The sequence below is a fragment of the Caballeronia sp. LZ029 genome, from assembly GCF_031451275.1.
Taxonomy (GTDB): domain Bacteria; phylum Pseudomonadota; class Gammaproteobacteria; order Burkholderiales; family Burkholderiaceae; genus Caballeronia; species Caballeronia jiangsuensis.
In genome coordinates, this window is the sequence record NZ_JARUXO010000001.1 from 33,422 (window position 1) to 50,458 (window position 17,037).

At 63.3% G+C, this 17,037-nt stretch carries 20 protein-coding genes; 2 read left to right on the plus strand and 18 right to left on the minus strand.

From position 1 onward, the window contains the following. Positions 1-46: 46 nt before the first annotated feature. The 14 genes from QCE73_RS00185 to mnmE all read right to left on the minus strand — a co-directional run bounded on the left by QCE73_RS00185 (position 47) and on the right by mnmE (position 11,510). The gene (locus tag QCE73_RS00185; protein WP_309879346.1) at positions 47-955 is read right to left on the minus strand and encodes a baseplate hub protein; all 909 of its coding nucleotides are present in this window, start codon (positions 953-955) and stop codon (positions 47-49) included. Then, the gene (locus QCE73_RS00190; RefSeq protein WP_309879348.1) at positions 918-1,952 is read right to left on the minus strand and encodes a hypothetical protein; all 1,035 of its coding nucleotides are present in this window, start codon (positions 1,950-1,952) and stop codon (positions 918-920) included. The genes QCE73_RS00185 and QCE73_RS00190 overlap by 38 nt, the downstream gene beginning before the upstream one ends. After that, the gene (locus QCE73_RS00195) at positions 1,949-2,476 is read right to left on the minus strand and encodes a hypothetical protein (protein WP_309879349.1); all 528 of its coding nucleotides are present in this window, start codon (positions 2,474-2,476) and stop codon (positions 1,949-1,951) included. Before QCE73_RS00195 ends, QCE73_RS00190 begins: the two co-directional genes overlap by 4 nt. Next, on the minus strand, positions 2,473-5,379 hold the full coding sequence (locus QCE73_RS00200; RefSeq protein ID WP_309879350.1) for a toprim domain-containing protein: 2,907 nt from the start codon (positions 5,377-5,379) through the stop codon (positions 2,473-2,475). The genes QCE73_RS00195 and QCE73_RS00200 overlap by 4 nt, the downstream gene beginning before the upstream one ends. After that, on the minus strand, positions 5,376-5,672 hold the full coding sequence (locus tag QCE73_RS00205; protein WP_309879352.1) for a hypothetical protein: 297 nt from the start codon (positions 5,670-5,672) through the stop codon (positions 5,376-5,378). The genes QCE73_RS00200 and QCE73_RS00205 overlap by 4 nt, the downstream gene beginning before the upstream one ends. Further along, on the minus strand, positions 5,665-6,057 hold the full coding sequence (locus QCE73_RS00210) for a hypothetical protein (RefSeq protein ID WP_309879353.1): 393 nt from the start codon (positions 6,055-6,057) through the stop codon (positions 5,665-5,667). The genes QCE73_RS00205 and QCE73_RS00210 overlap by 8 nt, the downstream gene beginning before the upstream one ends. A gap of 135 nt (positions 6,058-6,192) precedes the next feature. Continuing rightward, positions 6,193-6,396 (minus strand): hypothetical protein, encoded by a 204-nt coding sequence (locus QCE73_RS00215; protein WP_309879354.1) that lies wholly within the window; start codon positions 6,394-6,396, stop codon positions 6,193-6,195. Continuing rightward, on the minus strand, positions 6,389-6,598 hold the full coding sequence (locus QCE73_RS00220; protein WP_309879355.1) for a hypothetical protein: 210 nt from the start codon (positions 6,596-6,598) through the stop codon (positions 6,389-6,391). The genes QCE73_RS00215 and QCE73_RS00220 overlap by 8 nt, the downstream gene beginning before the upstream one ends. Continuing rightward, positions 6,591-6,767, minus strand: coding sequence for a hypothetical protein (locus tag QCE73_RS00225; protein WP_309879356.1), 177 nt, complete (start codon positions 6,765-6,767; stop codon positions 6,591-6,593). Before QCE73_RS00225 ends, QCE73_RS00220 begins: the two co-directional genes overlap by 8 nt. Before the next feature lie 539 nt (positions 6,768-7,306). Further along, entirely contained in the window at positions 7,307-7,552 is a 246-nt protein-coding gene (locus tag QCE73_RS00230) for a transcriptional coactivator p15/PC4 family protein (protein WP_309879357.1), read from the minus strand. Next, the gene (locus QCE73_RS00235) at positions 7,552-7,863 is read right to left on the minus strand and encodes a transcriptional regulator (RefSeq protein ID WP_309879358.1); all 312 of its coding nucleotides are present in this window, start codon (positions 7,861-7,863) and stop codon (positions 7,552-7,554) included. The genes QCE73_RS00230 and QCE73_RS00235 overlap by 1 nt, the downstream gene beginning before the upstream one ends. A gap of 131 nt (positions 7,864-7,994) precedes the next feature. Next, positions 7,995-8,573 (minus strand): hypothetical protein, encoded by a 579-nt coding sequence (locus QCE73_RS00240; RefSeq protein ID WP_309879359.1) that lies wholly within the window; start codon positions 8,571-8,573, stop codon positions 7,995-7,997. 150 nt (positions 8,574-8,723) lie between these two features. Next, positions 8,724-9,953: a tyrosine-type recombinase/integrase gene (locus tag QCE73_RS00245; RefSeq protein ID WP_309879360.1), complete on the minus strand. Its 1,230-nt coding sequence runs from the start codon at positions 9,951-9,953 to the stop codon at positions 8,724-8,726. Between the two features lie 168 nt (positions 9,954-10,121). After that, the gene (gene mnmE / locus QCE73_RS00250) at positions 10,122-11,510 is read right to left on the minus strand and encodes a tRNA uridine-5-carboxymethylaminomethyl(34) synthesis GTPase MnmE (protein ID WP_309879361.1); all 1,389 of its coding nucleotides are present in this window, start codon (positions 11,508-11,510) and stop codon (positions 10,122-10,124) included. Between the two features lie 311 nt (positions 11,511-11,821). Between mnmE and QCE73_RS00255 the strand changes: the two genes are divergently transcribed. After that, the gene (locus QCE73_RS00255; protein WP_035508747.1) at positions 11,822-12,238 is read left to right on the plus strand and encodes a transcriptional regulator; all 417 of its coding nucleotides are present in this window, start codon (positions 11,822-11,824) and stop codon (positions 12,236-12,238) included. A gap of 70 nt (positions 12,239-12,308) precedes the next feature. Here QCE73_RS00255 and yidC read toward each other — a convergent pair whose 3' ends face one another. The 4 genes from yidC to rpmH form a co-directional block, all read right to left on the minus strand. Next, positions 12,309-13,979: a membrane protein insertase YidC gene (yidC, locus tag QCE73_RS00260; RefSeq protein ID WP_309879362.1), complete on the minus strand. Its 1,671-nt coding sequence runs from the start codon at positions 13,977-13,979 to the stop codon at positions 12,309-12,311. Positions 13,980-13,987: 8 nt separating this feature from the next. Further along, on the minus strand, positions 13,988-14,305 hold the full coding sequence (gene yidD / locus QCE73_RS00265; protein WP_309879363.1) for a membrane protein insertion efficiency factor YidD: 318 nt from the start codon (positions 14,303-14,305) through the stop codon (positions 13,988-13,990). 59 nt (positions 14,306-14,364) lie between these two features. Next, positions 14,365-14,841 carry a ribonuclease P protein component gene (rnpA, locus tag QCE73_RS00270; protein WP_309879364.1) on the minus strand — a complete coding sequence of 159 codons (477 nt, stop codon included), beginning with the start codon at positions 14,839-14,841 and terminating at the stop codon, positions 14,365-14,367. 71 nt (positions 14,842-14,912) lie between these two features. Further along, the gene (rpmH, locus tag QCE73_RS00275; RefSeq protein ID WP_004198824.1) at positions 14,913-15,047 is read right to left on the minus strand and encodes a 50S ribosomal protein L34; all 135 of its coding nucleotides are present in this window, start codon (positions 15,045-15,047) and stop codon (positions 14,913-14,915) included. Positions 15,048-15,451: 404 nt separating this feature from the next. Between rpmH and dnaA the strand changes: the two genes are divergently transcribed. Then, entirely contained in the window at positions 15,452-17,032 is a 1,581-nt protein-coding gene (dnaA, locus tag QCE73_RS00280) for a chromosomal replication initiator protein DnaA (protein WP_309879365.1), read from the plus strand. Positions 17,033-17,037 lie beyond the last annotated feature (5 nt).

The following is a 17,037-nucleotide window of genomic DNA, read 5'->3' on the forward strand; positions in this document are numbered from 1 at the left end:
TTTCCTTATCGACGGCTCTGATCCGCCGAGAGTCGTTTGTCGAAAATCAAAACTTTTTGAGGACATTGAACCCGACGAGCATCAGGTTCAGATTGGTGAACCACGGGCCGTCTGCCGTTTCGGTTGCAACGTCGTGTGTCAGGCCGCCGATCTGCCATACGCCACTGGCGCGGGGGATGATCGAAGTCAGCTTGACGGTCTGCGCAAACAGGTATGCAGGATCGAATTCGGCTTTGACCGCCACGCCGAACTCGGTGAACTTCGGATAACCGACTAGCCCTGATTCCGCGGAGAGTTCGAGCTCCGGAAAGTCAGGCGTCTGACCGTTCGGCCAAATGTGGATGACGCCGCCGTTATCGACAAATACCAAGGTCTGCGTGGCGCCGGCGATCGTCTGTATCTGTTCGAGGGCAGGGCCGTTCAGATACTGGCCATTGATCTTTGCCGTAACGCCGTGGTCGCGGAATGCGTAGCCGGCCTGCTGCGCCAGCCCCTTGATGATGCTCGCTACGTCTTGCGTGCCCGGATACGAATTTGGCGCGATCGGCGCCAGCCGATCGTATAGGCCACCCTGTGCCGTTACCACGAACGACGCTTCGGCCGCGTCCGATATTTCGACGATAGCCGAGTAGATGACGCCCATGAACACCATGTGCGCGAAGTCGTTTCCGCCTGTCGCGCGCGGATTGCTTTCGATACTGGCCGCGCTCAACGTCACCTCGTTCTCACCGATCATCACGTTCTCGGTGTTCCAGGTGGACAGCGTGTCCATGTCCTCCATGCGCATCCCGAAGATGCGCAGAACCATCGTGTACACCGCCAGCGGCCCATACATTTCCGTAGCGATCTGCGCTTGCACGCGATGGTTCTTGAGCGTGAGGGTTTTGCTCCCCGAGGGGAACGCTTTCGACGCAAGGTCAAACTTCACAGATAGCGCGCGTTTCGCGAGTGCCATCGATTTCCTCCCTGTTGGCAAGTTGCCGCCTCAGCTCGGAGGCTCTTGCTTGCGAGCATCCAAGGAAGCGGCGGATTTCTGCGACCGTGCCGCGCAGCCGTCCGTCCGATATCGCGATTCGCACGCGCGCGGCGTCGTCGACTGCCTCCGCGACTGGCTCCGCACGCGCGCGCGTGTCGCCGTCCGAAAACTCGGCAGCGGCGTCCGCCGTAACGTTCGTCTGTCTCGGCATGACTGGCGCGGTAACGGGTTGAGTCACGGCCTCGGGTATCGAGTCACGCGCCGCCGCCGTCTCGCGCGGCCGGATCGCTAGCAGCCAGCAGAAGCAGGCGACGCCCTCCAGTACCGCCGCGAACAGCAGCCCCGACAGCAGATCCACGCGAGCGACCGGCACGGCCAGCAGCGCGGCAATCCGGGCCGTGGCGGGGTCGTTGCGCGCCGTGTCGCGTTCGGCGTGCGTGCGGTCCTCCAGCGTCCTCGCGCGATCGATTGCGGCCTGTTCTCGCCTGACTTCCCCAGCCTCGGCGTCGAGCGCATCGAGTCGCGCTGACAGCACGCGTTGACGGGCGAGCGTTTTCACCGTGACGAGCTGCGCGACCACGGCGGCGCGCTCGGCGGTCACGCGAGTCAGCGAGCGGCCAGCCGTGGCGGTGGGCGTGACTGGCGGTGTGTCGGGTAACGTCGCCGCGCGTAACGCGCCCGCGTGCTGCTGCGCCATCAGAAAGAACGTGGCGTGCCCATTGCATGTCGCGAGCGTGCAGCCGATCCACAGCGCGCCGCCCACGCAGCGCAGCGGCCAGCGCGAGCCGCGGGAGAGTGCGGGCAGCAGATGGGCAGATACCACCAGCACCACGCCGAGCACGATCCACAGCGCCCGCTCGGCCGGCCAGCCGCCACGCTGCCACCCCGCGACGATCGACAGGCACGCCGCCGTGCCTGTGGCGGCGAAAGCGAGCAGGGCGGCGGCTCTGTCTTGCGAAGGGACGAAGCGCATCATCGGCCCGCCCTCCCGCCGCGAGCAGGCTTACCCGTGCCGCCCTCGATCGGATACCCTCGATTCGTCAGATCGTCGCCGGCGCGCCATGCGCGCCGACGCAGCAGGAACCGCGCTTCGCTCTCGGCGTTGTGGTCGCTCACGCGCTCGCGGAAGTGCGCCAGATTGGGCAGCAGATCGCACAGCGGACCGCGCATCGCCCGCGACAGGATTTCATCGCGGTAGGTCGCGGCCCAGTCTTCCAAATCCGCCAAGTCTTCGATTGCCTCCGCCAACTCGGCGCGCATCCGCACCACATCAGCCGACGATAAATACGGTCCCCACGGCAAATACGCGCTGCCGTCCGGGTCGATCAGCGCGCCGCCCGCCGCCCTCAGGATCGCCATGATCTCGGGCTTGTACTCGGCGATCTCCGGCTTGATCGCCGCGAGTGCTTCAGCGGGACCGCGCATGTTGATCAGATCGCCCTTAATGCGCAGACGAACACCGAGCGCCCGCGCCTTGCTCAGAATTTGCGCGACGCTCATAAGTCGATCTCCGGCTGATCTATGCGACGAACATTACGATTTTCTTTCGATATATCTTCTCGGCGATGTTGCCGCATGAGGTGATGTTCATCATGTTCATCAAGTACATCGGATGAGCCTCGATGATCGTTACAAAAGCCTTTCGATGTACCTTCTCCGGAGTGTTGCTGCGTGAGGTCATGTTCATGAAGTTCATCAAGTACATGCGCGCGCGTGATCGAACTCGCCGAACGCTGCGAATCAAGCTGACCTTCAGCAGCGGAATTCGCCGAATGCGTGCTGGCTTGGCTGACCCTGCGGAGCGTGCAGGCGTAGCCGTGCATTCCGCGCCGCTCGCTCGCCCATGCCGCGACGCCGATCTGGCGCAGTGCGGGCGCGAGTCGCCGAAAGGCGTCGCCCATGCCCTTGGCTGACTTCGGCCACGATTCCGCATCTTGTCGGAAGCCCGCCAGCACTTCGTGCAGACGGCCGATCGTGCCTTCAAACCCGCCGGGGTTCGCGTCGAGATAAGCCAGCATCGCCATTGCGACGGGCGACGCCTCCAGCGTGCGGTGAACGCTCTCGCGCCGACGTTCCTCGTAGTCGAGCAGGAACGCGCCGGCGGGCCTGCCGTGCGCGCGATAGACCGCTTCGCCGAGCTGCGCGAAGTCGGCCATGCGCGGCAGCTTCAGCGGCTCCGTGCGCACGGTCTGAAGCTCTGCAAGCGCCCGCGTCAGCAGATCGAGCAGCCCGCCGAAGATCGCGCCGCGGTGCAGCTCGAATGCCTGCTGAATCTGGTTCGCGGTTGCGCGCGCCTCAATGGTCGGCAAGTCGATGTGCAGCGCGCGATCGGACAGATCTTGCGCCGTCACGATGACGGCAATGCCGTTCAGCGCGATGGGCTTTTTCAGGTCGAGCACGGTTTCATCCGTGTTCGTGAACAGGCGGCGCGTGGAGTAGCCGCCGCCCGTCGCCAGCACGCAGAGCGCATCCTGATACGCCGCGGGCAGGTGCGACAGGTTTTCGAAGCTCATCAGGTGCGCGTTCTGCGCGGCCACGAAAACATCATCGACGTTCTTCGGCGCGGCCCGATTGTTCGAGCGGTTCGGGTCGATCAACTCGCGCAGGTAGTGCTGCGTAGTGGACTTCGCCGAGCCTTGCTCGCCGGTCAGCTCAAGCACCGCGTAGGGCGTCGCGCTGCGGAAACACTCGAGCATCCACGTCAGCACCAGGAGCCGATCGCTGTCCGGGATGTTCACGATTTCCCACAGCGGCGCGACGTTACCGCCCGCGACCGGCGACGGCAGCGCGCGCATGGTCGCCGTGCGGATGAAGTGCAGCGGCGGCGCGTCCACCACTCGCCAGCCCGTCGCGGTGACTTCCACGGCTTGCCACGCCTCGTTGCATAGGTCGATCCAGACCGCGCCCTCCAGACTCGCCACGCGCAGATGCGTGCGCCGCTCGTCGCCGTCGAACTTCGCCTTGCCCTCGATGGTGGCCAGTGCCGTGGTGATCGCGAGATCGGTCGGCGCGCGGCCGTGCTGCTGATAGAAGCTGTACGCGAGCCATTCGCGAAATCCGTCGCTGCGCACCGGCCAACACTGGCGATGTCCGCCGCCGTCGAGCAGCGCGTACGCCATGCGGTCGGGATCGCGGAACAGCTCGCAGCGTTCGTCCGCCAGCTCGATCAGCAGATCCGCAACCGACTTTTCATCGGTCGTATTCACGTCGCTGCGCATCTGGCGTTCGAGCTCGCCGATAGGCACGTCGCGGCATTCGCGGCGGATGCGGGCGCGCACGCGCGCATACTCGGCGGGATGATCGGCGCGCAGATCGCGCAGCGTGCCGACCACCTCGAACAGCGCGCCCGCGTCGCCGCCCGCCGTGCGCGCGATCGCAGCCTGAACAATTCTGAGCATCGTGGCGGCGGGCCGCTCGGCATCGATCGGCGTCGGCGTGTCGCTCGGCGGCTCCGCGTTCGCCTGCATCGGCCTGCCGTTGGCGGCGCGCTCGATGATGAGGCGCACCGCCTCCAATCCGGCGAGCGTGTGCAGGTCGTTGAAGTCCGTCGCGCCGTCCGGGCGGCTCTCGCCGAACTCAGGCACCGCCACCACGCCGCCGACCGCTTGCGCGGCCTCCCTCGCCTTCGTCAGCCCCGGATTTCCGTCCGTCTGGTGGTCGTCGTCGGCCAGCAGCACGATGCGCGCACCGGGCAGCTTCGCCCGCCAGGCGCGTGCCACGGCCAGCAGGTTCCCCGCATTGAACGCGCAGACGGCGGGTGCGCGCGTGGCCATGAACGCGCTGGCGCACGTTGCGAATCCTTCGCCGATCAGCAGCGCGCCCGTCGCGCTCGGCTCGCCGCCGAACTGGAACGAGCAGCCCGCCACCTCTGCGCCTGTCTTGAATCGTTTCGTGCCGTCCTTGTCGATGAACTGGACGTTCATCAGCTCGCTGGCGCTGTTGCTGATTGGCACGATCAACGTGCGCCTGTCGTGGAACTCCTTCAGACCGAACGGCTTGATGCCCTTGTGCTTGCAGTAGGGGTTATCGACCGTCGCCGCGCGTGCATGGTCCCACAGCTCGCGCGACTCCTTCGCGGCCTCCGCGCGCACGCGGGCGCGCTCCGCATCGGCCAACTCGCGCCGCCGTTTGATCCGCTCGCGCCACAGATCGCGTTCACTGTGCGTCATAGCGGCGGGCGCGCTGCCGCGCCACTTTCGCCGAATGTTCGTCTTGTAGCAGCCGAACGCGCCGCCGCCGATGCCATCCGCGTGCAACACGTACCAGCCGCTTTTCTTGCCTCGCTTGTCCTCCGGACCGTCGATGCGATGCAACTCGCCGTCCGCGATGATCTCGGCCGGCGGAAAGCCCGCCGCCGCGAGCGCGCCGGCGAATTCTGTTTCAATGTTATGGGTGTGGCTCACTGCGCCTCCGTCAGCGTGGACGGCAACCCGCCGCCACCAATCAACAAGTGGACTGCGTGCAGGCGCCTGTTCAGCAGCTCTACCGCATCGGAAACGAGCACGCAGAATTCCGCCGTGTCGAGCTCCACGCCGCTGAGCTGAAGCGCCGCGACCGCGGCCAGCGCGTGCGCGCCGTTCGCTGCTTCCTCGATTCGAAGCAGCGCCTTGTCGCGCAACACTTCGTTGGTCGTGTGCGATCCCGTCTGCTTGGGCTCGTCCAGCACCGTGCTGGTCCTTTCGCTGTGGTCAGGCATTGCGGCACTCCCGCGCGAGTTCGAGTTCTCGCGTGAGCGCGAACACGATGGAAGGGCCGTCGCGATTGATCTGCTCCGCGTCCGTCGCACGCGGATCGAAGCGCAGCGCGGCCAGGTTCATATGGGGGTCAAACGTCATCGGCTCCCACGGCTCATAAGCCATCGAGTAGTCGAAGCCGCGCAGCCGGTCGCGCTGGCGCTCGCAGATCTCCGCCAACAGGGGAATGAGCTCCGGCGCGCGCTCGTTCAGCGTTTCAGCCGTCGCGAGCTGCGTATCGAGCACGGCAGCGAACCGGTAGGGCCATGCCGCCGAAAAGACGATTGCCACGTCGCGCCGTTTGTGATCGTAGAGCCAGTCCGCAAAGAGGAGAGCGTGTTCAAGCATGTGCGCCTCCCATTGAGGAGTCCTTAAGGGCGCGCATATGCGAAAGCGCGCCAGCGGGCACACGCTGTCTCAATGCGGGTTCTGCCTCGCTCGCTTCGAATGCGAGCGCGGCCGGGATTGCCTTGTGGGTCGCTTTCATGCCGGCACCTCCGCGTCGCGAGCCACCGCCGTGGCGAGATCCGCGGCGAGGCTTTCGAACAGACCGAACATCGTTACTTGTTCCGTCACGTCGAGGCGGGAAAATGCGGCGGCGACTTCCTCCGCCGACAGCAGCACGGCCAGCGTTCGCAGGCGCGCAAGGATGATTTCGACCGGATCGAGTTGCAGGCGCTTAACCATGAAGCACCTCCGCCGCCGTGCGTGCTTCGTCGGCCGCGCGCGCGCCGAGCACGGCATGGGCGAGCGCCAGAACGATGCAGGGGTTATTTCCGACCAGGGCGGATTCAATGCGGCTGAAATGCAGATGTGCGCGCTGGAGCGCTGCGCGCGCCGCCTTGAGCTGTTCCGGCGCGATGTCGATCTGGAGCAGTGTGTTATCCATGCGCCACCTCCGCGCGGGCGAACTCCGCGAGCTGGCGCAGCGCGTCGCCGGTAATGTCGAGCGCGTCGACTACGGTAGGGGCCGTCGCGGCGTCGCGCAGGGCGCGGCGAATGATTTCGAGCTGGATGGGGGACTGCGTTTGCTCGGGGCGAGCGGGGATATGGCGCATAGTGCGGCCTCCATTTTGATTGAAGGCCCGCCGTCCACTGCTAAATGGGGTGGGCGGGCACGAAGCGGGGTTAGCAGACCGGAAATGGAGGCAACCGGCAGCCCGAAGGCTCCCCGCCAAGGCCCGCCCATGGAAGAAGGCGCGCGAAGGCGAACGGACATGAAAAAGCCGCACAGCGGCGGCAGTCCGCCTCTCATTTTCCGAGCTGCTAAACCCGTGGCCTGTTGTCTCAGGCGCGGATTCAGAATAGCGGCGAGCTGCTCCGACCGTCAATGCGGTGTCCGTGAATGCGACATTTTGCACCACATTCTCTATGCACTCGGGGAAAACAGTTAACGTCGCGCAGTGTTCGTGCAACAGCGCAGCGTCCACGGCGGGGCGTTTGCGCGCTCCATCGATGTACTTCATGAACGTCATGTACTTCACTTCATGTAGGGACATTCTGGAGAAGATATGTCGTAAGCCGTCTGTACATGCATGAAAAGAAATTGAAAGCAAGTTTGCACATGCGCCATGCCGAAAAAGGTTGCTCGCGCTCATCAATTCCCCTCCTTCGGATCGACCGAGCGCGCCGCCAGCGTGAGCGCTTGGACAACTTCGCCCACCTGACTCGCGCGCAGCGAGACGCCGGAGCGGCCCGGCTTCCATTCGCCGGCGTCCGTCAAGTACCAGAAGCGCAGATCGACCAGCGTTCGGCCGCGAAACTCAGAAAGGGTGACGCGCAATCGCTCGTGGTCGGAGCGGCGCAGGTCGAGCAGGGGCGCGGCGGTGGCGGCGGCGTGCATCAGGCGGCTCCCGTCGAGCTCGGCGCAGGGGCGCGGTAGTTGAGCGGGTCAGACAGCCATTGATGAATCTCGGCGTACTCATACAGGGAGCAGCGAATGCCCATTCGGATTGGTTGCGGGGCTTTTCCTTCGAGAACGAGCAGCCGCCACTTCTCGCGGCTGACGCCGACGAAGCGGCCGAACGTGCGCCATCGGCCAAGGCCGGTCGCTGGCATCGTTTCGTTGCTCGGGGTGGCGGGAGTGCGGGCGCGGGCGGCGCGCGCTGTATCGATGGATAGCGCGCCGCTTGTCGTGTTGGTGGTGGTTGCCATTGCTGCCCTCCGTGGGCGTTGGTTGCAATGGCCGTCAGCGTAGTGAGCGATTCAGCGTGACAAAAGCAGCGTGCGCCGAACGATCTGTACTGTTCGCTGCTGCGTCCGGATGCTACGGCGCATGAGACGCCTTACTTTTCAGCGCGCTCCCACAGGCGGCACCATCGTTCGATGGTCTGCTGGCTGCGTAATGTGTCGTTGGTGTCGAGCATCGATAAGGCAAATGCGGATTTGCTGCGATACAGGGAAGGGTGGGCCTGCCATCTTTTCCAACTCTCATGAACCGCGAGTTTTGCGGCGGCCTCCGGGCTTTTTGCGTGGCGGGCCTTCGCACGATCTCGCGCTGCGATAGTCGCGTCTACTGCCGCGTTAGCCCGAAAGAACGCCTTTACATACGCTTCTTCCCATACCGATGCGAACAAGTGAAAGGCTATGAGTTCCAATCCCGATGGTGAGTGAGCTGTTAGAGCTTTGTCGAGAGCGGAAAGGCGATTGCAGTCTCGCGTCACTTCCCTAAAAGCTTTGTACGCGAAGTCGGCCGCCCGGGATCGCAGTTCATCATCCAGATCGCCGTACAACTTTTCTAATAGTTCAATCGTCTTCGCTCGAACGGCGGGCATCATCGGGCCGTCCATTCCGTTTTTCTTTACATCGGCCAGCGCGAGCGGCAGCAGTAGTTTCCACCTTTCGGCATCAGTGATTTTGTCCATCTTCGCGTCCCTCGGCTCCTATAGAGAACCGCGCCAGCCGGATAAGGGCTCGATTGGCCGATGAAGGCGCGGCGTGCTGCTCGTTGTCGTTATGAGGCAACAATTGCGAACGATTGTAGGTCTGGTGCTGTTTGTCTGTACAGCTACCGGTCAGGCTACAGATCCGAAGTTGCCGATTACAACCTTCCGGCCTTCATCGATTTGCGCATCGACGAACTCGGCCCATAGTTGCAGGATGCGCTGGCGTTCCGCAGCGTATTCGGCGCGGTTGTACACGCCCTTGATTCCCTTGATCGTGTGCGCGAGTGCCTTCTCGATCGCGTCCGATGACTGCCCCATTTCGTGAAGGTGTGTGCTGGCGGTTCGGCGGAAATCGTGGAGAACGAAGTGCTGTACTTCCATGTCCAGAGCGCGGATGGCTTGGTTGAGTGTGGACTTGGCTATCGGTCGATCCGTGCCACGCACCGTGGGGAAAACATAGTCTTGGCTGGTGCGGTTCTCGTGCAGCTCGCGCAGCATGGCGACGGCTTGCGGCGCAAGGTACACCCAGTGCTCTCGATCCTTCTTCATCCGATGAGCGGGAATGCGCCATATTCCCGCGTCCAGATCGAATTCCGTCCACCGCGCCTCGATGAGCTCGGACTTTCGCACCATCGTCAGCACGAGGAGATGAATTGCGAGCTTCAGCGGCCGGCGGATGCTTGAGGCGTACACAGCGCGGAGCACTCGGCCTATCTCGTCCGGCGAGAGAACGCGCGCGCGGCTGTCTTGTGTCGAAATGAATCGCGCCACAATTGCAGAAGCCGGATTGATCGTCGTCAATTGTCGGGCAATGGCGTACTCAAACAGTCGCTTGATGACGTTCCGGGTATGCAGCGCCATCTTCGGCGCGCCTCGCTTCTTGATGCGGTCGCAGATCGCCAGTACATCGCCCGGCGTGACGTCGGCGAGCGCCTTGTTTCCGATTGCGGGATAAACGTCCTTGTCCAGCGCGCGGCTCGTGTTGCGTTGGTATTCGGCGGACTTGCTGCTCATCTGCTGCTCGGTCCAGTAGGCGCCGAACTCTCGAACCGTGTTCAGCGTCTTGACCGAACCACGATCCTTTTTCGCGTCCGCGACGGGGGAAACTCCCCCGGCCACTATTTCGGCATAGCGTCGCGCACGCTCCCGAGCCGCCAACAGGCTCGTCGCGGGATATTCGCCGATGGTGACGACTGGCTGTTGCTTGCCGTGCAGGGAATAACGGTAGCGCCAAAACTTCGATCCTGACGCCATCACTTCAAGCACCAAGCCGCCGCCGTCCGCGACGCTGTAACGATTGCCCTTCGGTTTCAGAGCCTTGATGCGTGTGTCGTTGAGCGGATTGGCGAGTTTCGGCATGGCATTAGTACACAGGGAAAAGTACACAGGCGTCTTGTGTACTGAACTGTGTACTAATGGGCCGTGGGCGTCAATTGCTATTCCTTGGCAAAGTTTGCACTGAGCGCTAATGCGGGCGGGAGTTTCAGGGTTTCGGCCTGTCGTCCTCGGGCATCCCTTGGCGACACGTTATTTTCCGATGCAGAAGCGGCTGAAGATCACGCCCAAAAGGTCGTCGGACGTGAATTCCCCCGTAATCGAATTGAGATCGTCCTGCGCGAGCCGCAGCTCTTCCGCGAACAGATCGAGCACCTGCGAATGCTGTTCGGCATGTTCGGCGGCGAGTGCGAGGTGCTCGCGGGTCTCGCGCAATGCGATCAGGTGACGTTCGCGCGCGAGATACACGCTTTCCGCGCCCGCCTGCCAGCCAGCGATTTTCAGCAGCACATCGCGCAGCAGCGAAATGCCGTCGCCGGTTTTCGCCGATAAGTTGACCTCGCGCGTGTGACCTTCATCGTCATGGGCCGAGGGCGGCGTGCCCGCGAGATCCGTCTTGTTCATCACCCGCACGACAGGTACGCCCGCCGGAAAGCGCGCCGCGATGGCTTGGTCCTCCGGTGTCGTGCCCTCGCGCGCGTCCAGCAGATGCAGCACGACATCGGCGCGCTCGATTTCTCCCCACGTGCGCTCGATGCCGATTCGCTCCACCTCGTCCTGCGTTTCGCGCAGACCGGCCGTATCGATGATGTGCAGCGGGATGCCTTCGACCTGAATCGTCTGCGCAACCTTGTCGCGCGTGGTGCCGGCGATCGGCGTGACGATCGCGAGCTCCGCGCCCGCGAGCGCATTGAGCAGCGACGACTTGCCCACGTTCGGCTGCCCCGCGAGCACGACCGACAAGCCTTCGCGTAGAAGCGCGCCCTGACGCGCATCGGCGAGCACGGTATCCAGCCGCTGCCGGATCCGCGCGAGTTTGCCGCGAGCATCGGCAGCTTCCAGGAAGTCGATCTCTTCCTCCGGAAAATCTAGGGTCGCTTCGACGAGCATGCGCAAAGTGATCACGTCTTCTACGAGCGCATGAATCTCACGCGAGAACGCGCCATCCAGCGAACGGCCGGCCGAGCGCGCGGCGGCCTCCGTGCTGGCTTCGATCAGATCGGCGACGGCTTCTGCCTGCGCCAGATCGAGCTTGTCGTTGAGAAATGCGCGCCGCGTGAATTCGCCGGGCTCGGCGAGTCGCAGGCCGAAGTCGCGCCCAGCTTCGATCGCGCGTTGCAGCACCAGTTGCAGCACGATCGGACCGCCGTGGCCTTGCAACTCCAGCACGTGCTCGCCCGTGTACGAATGCGGCGCGGGGAAATAGAGCGCAATGCCGCGATCGAGTGCTTCGCCGTTACCGTCGATGAACGGCACATAGCTCGCGTGACGCGGCGCCAGAGCCTGACCGCACAACGCGTGCATCGCTTTTTGCGCCGCGGCTTCGGCCCCACGGCCGAACGACAGACGCACGACGCCGATTCCGCCACGCCCGGGCGCGGTGGCGATTGCGACGATCGGATCGGTGTCGTTGCTCAGCATGTCGGCGGTGCAGTCGGATGGTTTCGGAGTGCGGGCATTGTATCGCGGGGTGCCAAGCGGGCCGCCTCGCGCTCGCGCTGCGATAGCGCGAGTGTTAGCTTTTTTGAGATAAAAAATTACACTGAACTTAAAATGGAAATTGTGCACCGATGGAATCGCCGAGGCGCGCGGTAACTCGCATCGCGTCGGAAATACGCTGCCAAACGGCAATCAAATCGAGTGCGTATTTAAGATAAAAATGTGCGGAGCCGCGACAAATGTAGCGCAACTGGTTGACTGGTAAGCAGCGATTGCCTCGCACAATCCAGCCCATGCCCACACCACAAGAAAAGGCCGATTTCTCCGAGCGGCTCAAATTCTCGATGACCCGTGCACCCGAAAGGATGCGCGGCGCGACTGACCTCGCACTGCATTTCAACCTGCGCTATCAAGGCGAGTCGGTTTCACCGCAGACGGCGCACAAGTGGCTCACCGGCCGCTCGATTCCAACCGTCGACAAGCTGGAGACGCTCGCCGAATGGTTCAAGGTCGATCAGCACTGGCTGCACTACGGGCCGCCGCCAAGCGGCAACCCGCAAGTGACGCCGAAGCCCCTCGCGCGCGACGAGCGATATCCCGCGTCCGAGGAGACGCTCGAGTTGGCGACGAAGATCGAGGCGCTGTCGCCGCATCATCGGTACTTGCTCGAAGAACTCATCGATCAGTTCTATGGTTCGATGAAGCGGTAAATCCTCTCCCACAAAAACAAAACGCCCGGCGAGCCGGGCGTTTTCACATCTGGGTGACCGAAGCAGCCGCTTACGCCGGCTTCTTCCTGTTCTTGCCCATCATGCGCGTGATGTAGTACTGCTGCGCGATCGACAGCACGTTGTTCACCACGTAGTACAGCACGAGACCGGCCGGGAAGAAGAAGAACATGACCGAAAACGCGATCGGCATGAACATCATCATCTTTGCCTGAACGGGATCCGGCGGCGTCGGGTTCAGCTTGGTCTGCACGAACATCGAGACGGCCATCAGCACCGGCAGGATGAAGTACGGGTCTTGCTGCGACAGATCGTGAATCCAGAGAATCCACGGCGCGCCGCGCATTTCCACCGACGACAGCAGCACCCAGTACAGCGAGATGAACACCGGAATCTGCACGACCACCGGCAGACAGCCGCCGAACGGATTCACCTTCTCCGTCTTGTAAAGCTCCATCAGCGCGGCGTTCATCTTCTGCGGATCGCTCTTGAAGCGCTCGCGAAGCTGCTGCATGCGCGGCGTGATTTCCTTCATGCGCGCCATCGACTTGTAGCTCGCCGCCGACAGCGGGAAGAACACGGCCTTGATGAGCAGCGTCAGGAGCACGATCGCCCAGCCCCAGTTGCCGACGTAGCTGTGAATCTTCTCGAGCAGCCAGAAGAGCGGCTTGGCGATGATCGTCACCATGCCGTAGTCCTTCACGAGCTCCAGACCCGGCGCGATGCCTTCGAGCATGCGCTCTTCTTCCGGACCGGCGAAAAGACGCGCATCGACGTTCGCGGACTGTCCCGGCGCGATCGTCTGCGCGGGCAGCGTCATGCCGACGCGATACAGGTCCGGATCGATCTTCTGCACGTAGATGTCGCGCTTCACGCCTTGCTGCGGAATCCACGCGGACGCGAAGTAGTGCTGGACCATCGCGACCCAGCCGTTATCCGACGAAGGTTCGAACGTTGCCTTGTTCTTGTCGATGTCGGAGAAGTCGATCTTCTGGAAGTGCTTCTGATCCGTGTAGACCGCCGGCCCGATGAACGTATGCGAGAAACGCGGCGTCTCGACAGGCGTGTTGTCGCGCACGAGCTCCATGTAGAGCTTCGGCGAAACCGGCGCCGTGCCGACGTTCTCGATCTTCGTGTCGACGTTGATCACATAGCTGCCGCGCGTGAACGTGTAGGTCTTGATGACCTTCACGCCACCCTTCACCGGCGATTCGAACGCGATCTTCAGCGTTTTCTCGTCGCCCGTCAGCGACGTCTGGCCGGGAACCGGCGTGAAGATGTCGTTGTGGTTCGGGAAGTCGCCGCCCAGGAGGCCCGTGCGCGCGAGGTACGTGTGGTTCGCGGTGTGATCGAAGAGCGTGATGTAGAGATCCGGCTGTTTGCCGTCACCTTCCTTCATCAGCGCGAGCTTCGAGAGCGTGCCGCCGCGCGTGTCGATTTCACCGGAGTAGACGTCCGTCGTGAACTTCACTACCTGGGCTTGCGCCGTGGCGGGGGGCGTCGTCGTACCGGGCGCGGCCGTGCCTGCGGGCGTGTTCGGAAGCTCCGACGGCTGCGCGCCGGATGCGGCCGAGCCCGGTGCCGGGTTGCTGGCGGTCTTGGCCGGTTGCGTCGCGCTCGGGAAGAACATCGACGGGCGCCCATGGTCCCGTTGCCAGTTGTCAAACAACAGGACAACTGACACGAAGAAGATGACCCATAGGACGGTGCGTTTGATATCCATGCGTTGTCTCAGTGTCGATCGGAAAGCGCTTCAGCGCCGTTTAGTGTTGAAAGCTTGTCTTGCCCCGAGTCCGGGCGCGATTCGGACGCGTCGTCAGTGCCGACGTGTCCGCGGGGAGGCGGCACGAGATCGACGCCGCCCGCCGAAAGGGGATGGCAGCGGCACAGCCGCTTTACGGCGAGATACGTGCCATGCGCGGCGCCATGATACTGGATTGCTTCGCGCGCGTAGTCGGAACAGGAAGGATAAAAACGGCACCGGTTGCCGAGCAGCGGGCTCACAGCAACCTTGTAGAAGCGCAACAACGCGATGAGTGCCGTTTGCATAGTCTTCGCGCCGCACGCCAGACACGCCGTGAAAGGCAAACGTCTGGCGCAACCGCGCTTCATGACCCTGACGGGCCGGGTGATTCGTCGACGGCGGGCGCCTCGGGCAGCACCGCCACGGTTTCGGCCCTGCGGCGCGCGGCTTCGCGCACGGCACGGTCGAACAATGTTTCCAGCTCGCTGCCGACGAGCGCCCGAAGCGGCGGAGAACTCGCGCTCGGCATCGCCTTGCGGTCGATCTTCGCGTGCAGCCGCACGAGGATATCGAACCCGTTCAACTGCGCGCGCCGCAGCCGGAACATGTCGCGCGCAAGCCGTTTGATCAGATTGCGCGTGACGGCGCGCGGCGCCTGCTTCTTGCCGATCACCAGCCCGAGCCGCGCTTCCTTCCCGGACGGCTTGCCGTACAGAACGAAGTGCGGCGAACGCCGCCAGGGGCGCAAACGAAAAACGGATGAGAACTCATCCGTTTTCAGCAGCCTTGCGGCCTTGGGGAACGTGGCCTGCGCCGGCAACTGAACGATGTCCTGTCTCAAGACTTCTCTGCGGCGCGTAAGCGGCTCGCCGTCGAGTGCAAGATCCAAACGCGAGCGTGCACTCGGCAGACTTAGATAGCCAGGCGCTTGCGGCCCTTCGCGCGGCGAGCGTTGATGACCTTGCGGCCGCCAGCGGTCTTCATGCGAACGCGGAAGCCATGGGTGCGCTTGCGGCGCGTCACGGAAGGTTGGTAAGTACGTTTCATGGTGCTCTCACTTGAGTTAATTGACCGCGCGGGCTTGGCTCCAGTGTGGTCACTGCAAGCGCGATGGCCGGAGGTTCAGGAATTCTGTTTTCGCGGAACCCGCTATTTAAACCGTTTTCCTATTGACCGTCAATAGGTTAGCGCAAGCGAGCGCGCATTCCGGCAGATTTCCGGCCTGTTGGACGTGCTGATTTGACCCTGTGGATAACTCGCGCGTCACCCTCTTTTGGCGTTAGAATCTCGCCTTACTCCCAAATATCCGCCCGCTGCTTCGGCCCGCCATCCGCCCGCAAACCCTTGCGGCGTAAGCCTCCGGAGCATGCCTGCTCGGCTGTGCCGGGACTTGTCCGAACGTTCGGCAAGCACGGCCTGCAGGTGCGGAGCAACCATAACGACCGCACTCGATGAACGATTTCTGGGAACACTGTTCCGCACTGCTTGCGCGTGAACTCACGCCGCAGCAGTACGTCACGTGGATCAAGCCGCTGACCCCGGTCGACTTCGATGCCGACGCGAACACCCTGCGCATCGCCGCTCCCAACCGCTTCAAGCTCGACTGGGTGAAGAGCCAGTTTTCGGGCCGTATCGCCGATGTTGCGCGCGATTTTTTCAGCGCGCCTATCGATGTTCAATTCGTGCTCGATCCCAAAGCGACCGCGCGCAACGCGATCGGCGGCGGCCTGAGCGCAGCGCCGCGCCCGACCGCGAGCGCGCCCGCCGCGCCGCGCGCTCCGGCGCCGTCGGCGGCCGTGCCGCAGGCGCCTTCCGTCGTCGCGCACGCGAACGCCACCGCGCACATCAACGCGCTCGCAGCCGAAGCGGCGCAGCAGGCGCAAGCGACGCAGGAAGACCAGGCCGATCTCGATCTCCCGAGCCTCGACGCCAACGAAGCCGCCGCTGGCCGACGCACGTGGCGCCCCGGCGGCGCTCCGTCGGCGGGTGGTGAAACCGATTCCGCCTACGAGCGTTCCAAGCTGAACCCGGTGCTCACGTTCGACAACTTCGTCACCGGTAAGGCGAACCAGCTCGCGCGCGCGGCCGCCATTCAGGTCGCCGACAATCCGGGCATCTCGTACAACCCGCTCTTCCTGTATGGCGGCGTGGGCCTCGGCAAAACGCACCTGATTCATGCCATCGGCAATCAGTTGCTGATGGACAAGGCGGGCGCGCGAATCCGCTACATCCACGCGGAACAGTATGTATCGGATGTCGTGAAGGCGTACCAGCGCAAGGCGTTCGACGACTTCAAGCGCTACTACCACTCGCTCGATCTGCTGCTCATCGACGATATTCAATTCTTCTCGGGCAAGTCGCGCACACAGGAAGAGTTCTTCTACGCGTTCGAGGCGCTCGTCGCCAACAAGGCGCAGGTCATCATCACGAGCGATACCTATCCGAAGGAAATCTCCGGCATCGACGATCGCCTGATCTCGCGCTTCGACTCCGGCCTGACGGTCGCCATCGAGCCGCCCGAGCTGGAAATGCGCGTCGCGATTCTGATGAGGAAGGCGCAGTCCGAAGGCGTGAGCCTCTCGGAGGACGTCGCGTTCTTCGTCGCGAAGCATCTGCGTTCGAACGTGCGTGAACTCGAAGGCGCGCTGCGCAAGATCCTGGCGTACTCGAAGTTCCATGGCCGCGACATCACGATCGAGCTGACCAAGGAAGCGCTCAAAGACCTGTTGACGGTGCAGAACCGGCAGATCTCGGTGGAGAACATCCAGAAGACCGTCGCCGATTTCTACAACATCAAGGTCGCCGACATGTACTCGAAAAAGCGGCCGGCCAACATTGCGCGCCCGCGCCAGATCGCGATGTATCTGGCGAAGGAGCTGACGCAGAAGAGCCTGCCCGAGATCGGCGAACTGTTTGGCGGGCGCGATCACACGACCGTGCTGCACGCGGTGCGCAAGATCGGCGCCGAGCGCGGCACCGATGCGCAGTTGAACCACGAACTGCACGTGCTCGAACAAACGCTGAAGGGCTGACGAGC

Excerpts from the sequence above, each read along its gene's own strand:
- QCE73_RS00255 (WP_035508747.1), top strand. The coding sequence starts at position 11,822 with ATGCCCACACCACAAGAAAAGGCCGATTTCTCCGAGCGGCTCAAATTC.
- QCE73_RS00185 (WP_309879346.1), bottom strand. The coding sequence starts at position 955 with ATGGCACTCGCGAAACGCGCGCTATCTGTGAAGTTTGACCTTGCGTCG.
- QCE73_RS00210 (WP_309879353.1), bottom strand. The coding sequence starts at position 6,057 with ATGCTTGAACACGCTCTCCTCTTTGCGGACTGGCTCTACGATCACAAA.
- rpmH (WP_004198824.1), bottom strand. The coding sequence starts at position 15,047 with ATGAAACGTACTTACCAACCTTCCGTGACGCGCCGCAAGCGCACCCAT.
- QCE73_RS00195 (WP_309879349.1), bottom strand. The coding sequence starts at position 2,476 with ATGAGCGTCGCGCAAATTCTGAGCAAGGCGCGGGCGCTCGGTGTTCGT.
- QCE73_RS00245 (WP_309879360.1), bottom strand. The coding sequence starts at position 9,953 with ATGCCGAAACTCGCCAATCCGCTCAACGACACACGCATCAAGGCTCTG.
- QCE73_RS00225 (WP_309879356.1), bottom strand. The coding sequence starts at position 6,767 with ATGCGCCATATCCCCGCTCGCCCCGAGCAAACGCAGTCCCCCATCCAG.
- QCE73_RS00215 (WP_309879354.1), bottom strand. The coding sequence starts at position 6,396 with ATGGTTAAGCGCCTGCAACTCGATCCGGTCGAAATCATCCTTGCGCGC.
- dnaA (WP_309879365.1), top strand. The coding sequence starts at position 15,452 with ATGAACGATTTCTGGGAACACTGTTCCGCACTGCTTGCGCGTGAACTC.
- mnmE (WP_309879361.1), bottom strand. The coding sequence starts at position 11,510 with ATGCTGAGCAACGACACCGATCCGATCGTCGCAATCGCCACCGCGCCC.
- QCE73_RS00190 (WP_309879348.1), bottom strand. The coding sequence starts at position 1,952 with ATGATGCGCTTCGTCCCTTCGCAAGACAGAGCCGCCGCCCTGCTCGCT.
- QCE73_RS00220 (WP_309879355.1), bottom strand. The coding sequence starts at position 6,598 with ATGGATAACACACTGCTCCAGATCGACATCGCGCCGGAACAGCTCAAG.
- yidD (WP_309879363.1), bottom strand. The coding sequence starts at position 14,305 with ATGCAAACGGCACTCATCGCGTTGTTGCGCTTCTACAAGGTTGCTGTG.
- QCE73_RS00230 (WP_309879357.1), bottom strand. The coding sequence starts at position 7,552 with ATGCACGCCGCCGCCACCGCCGCGCCCCTGCTCGACCTGCGCCGCTCC.
- QCE73_RS00240 (WP_309879359.1), bottom strand. The coding sequence starts at position 8,573 with ATGGACAAAATCACTGATGCCGAAAGGTGGAAACTACTGCTGCCGCTC.
- yidC (WP_309879362.1), bottom strand. The coding sequence starts at position 13,979 with ATGGATATCAAACGCACCGTCCTATGGGTCATCTTCTTCGTGTCAGTT.
- QCE73_RS00205 (WP_309879352.1), bottom strand. The coding sequence starts at position 5,672 with ATGCCTGACCACAGCGAAAGGACCAGCACGGTGCTGGACGAGCCCAAG.
- QCE73_RS00235 (WP_309879358.1), bottom strand. The coding sequence starts at position 7,863 with ATGGCAACCACCACCAACACGACAAGCGGCGCGCTATCCATCGATACA.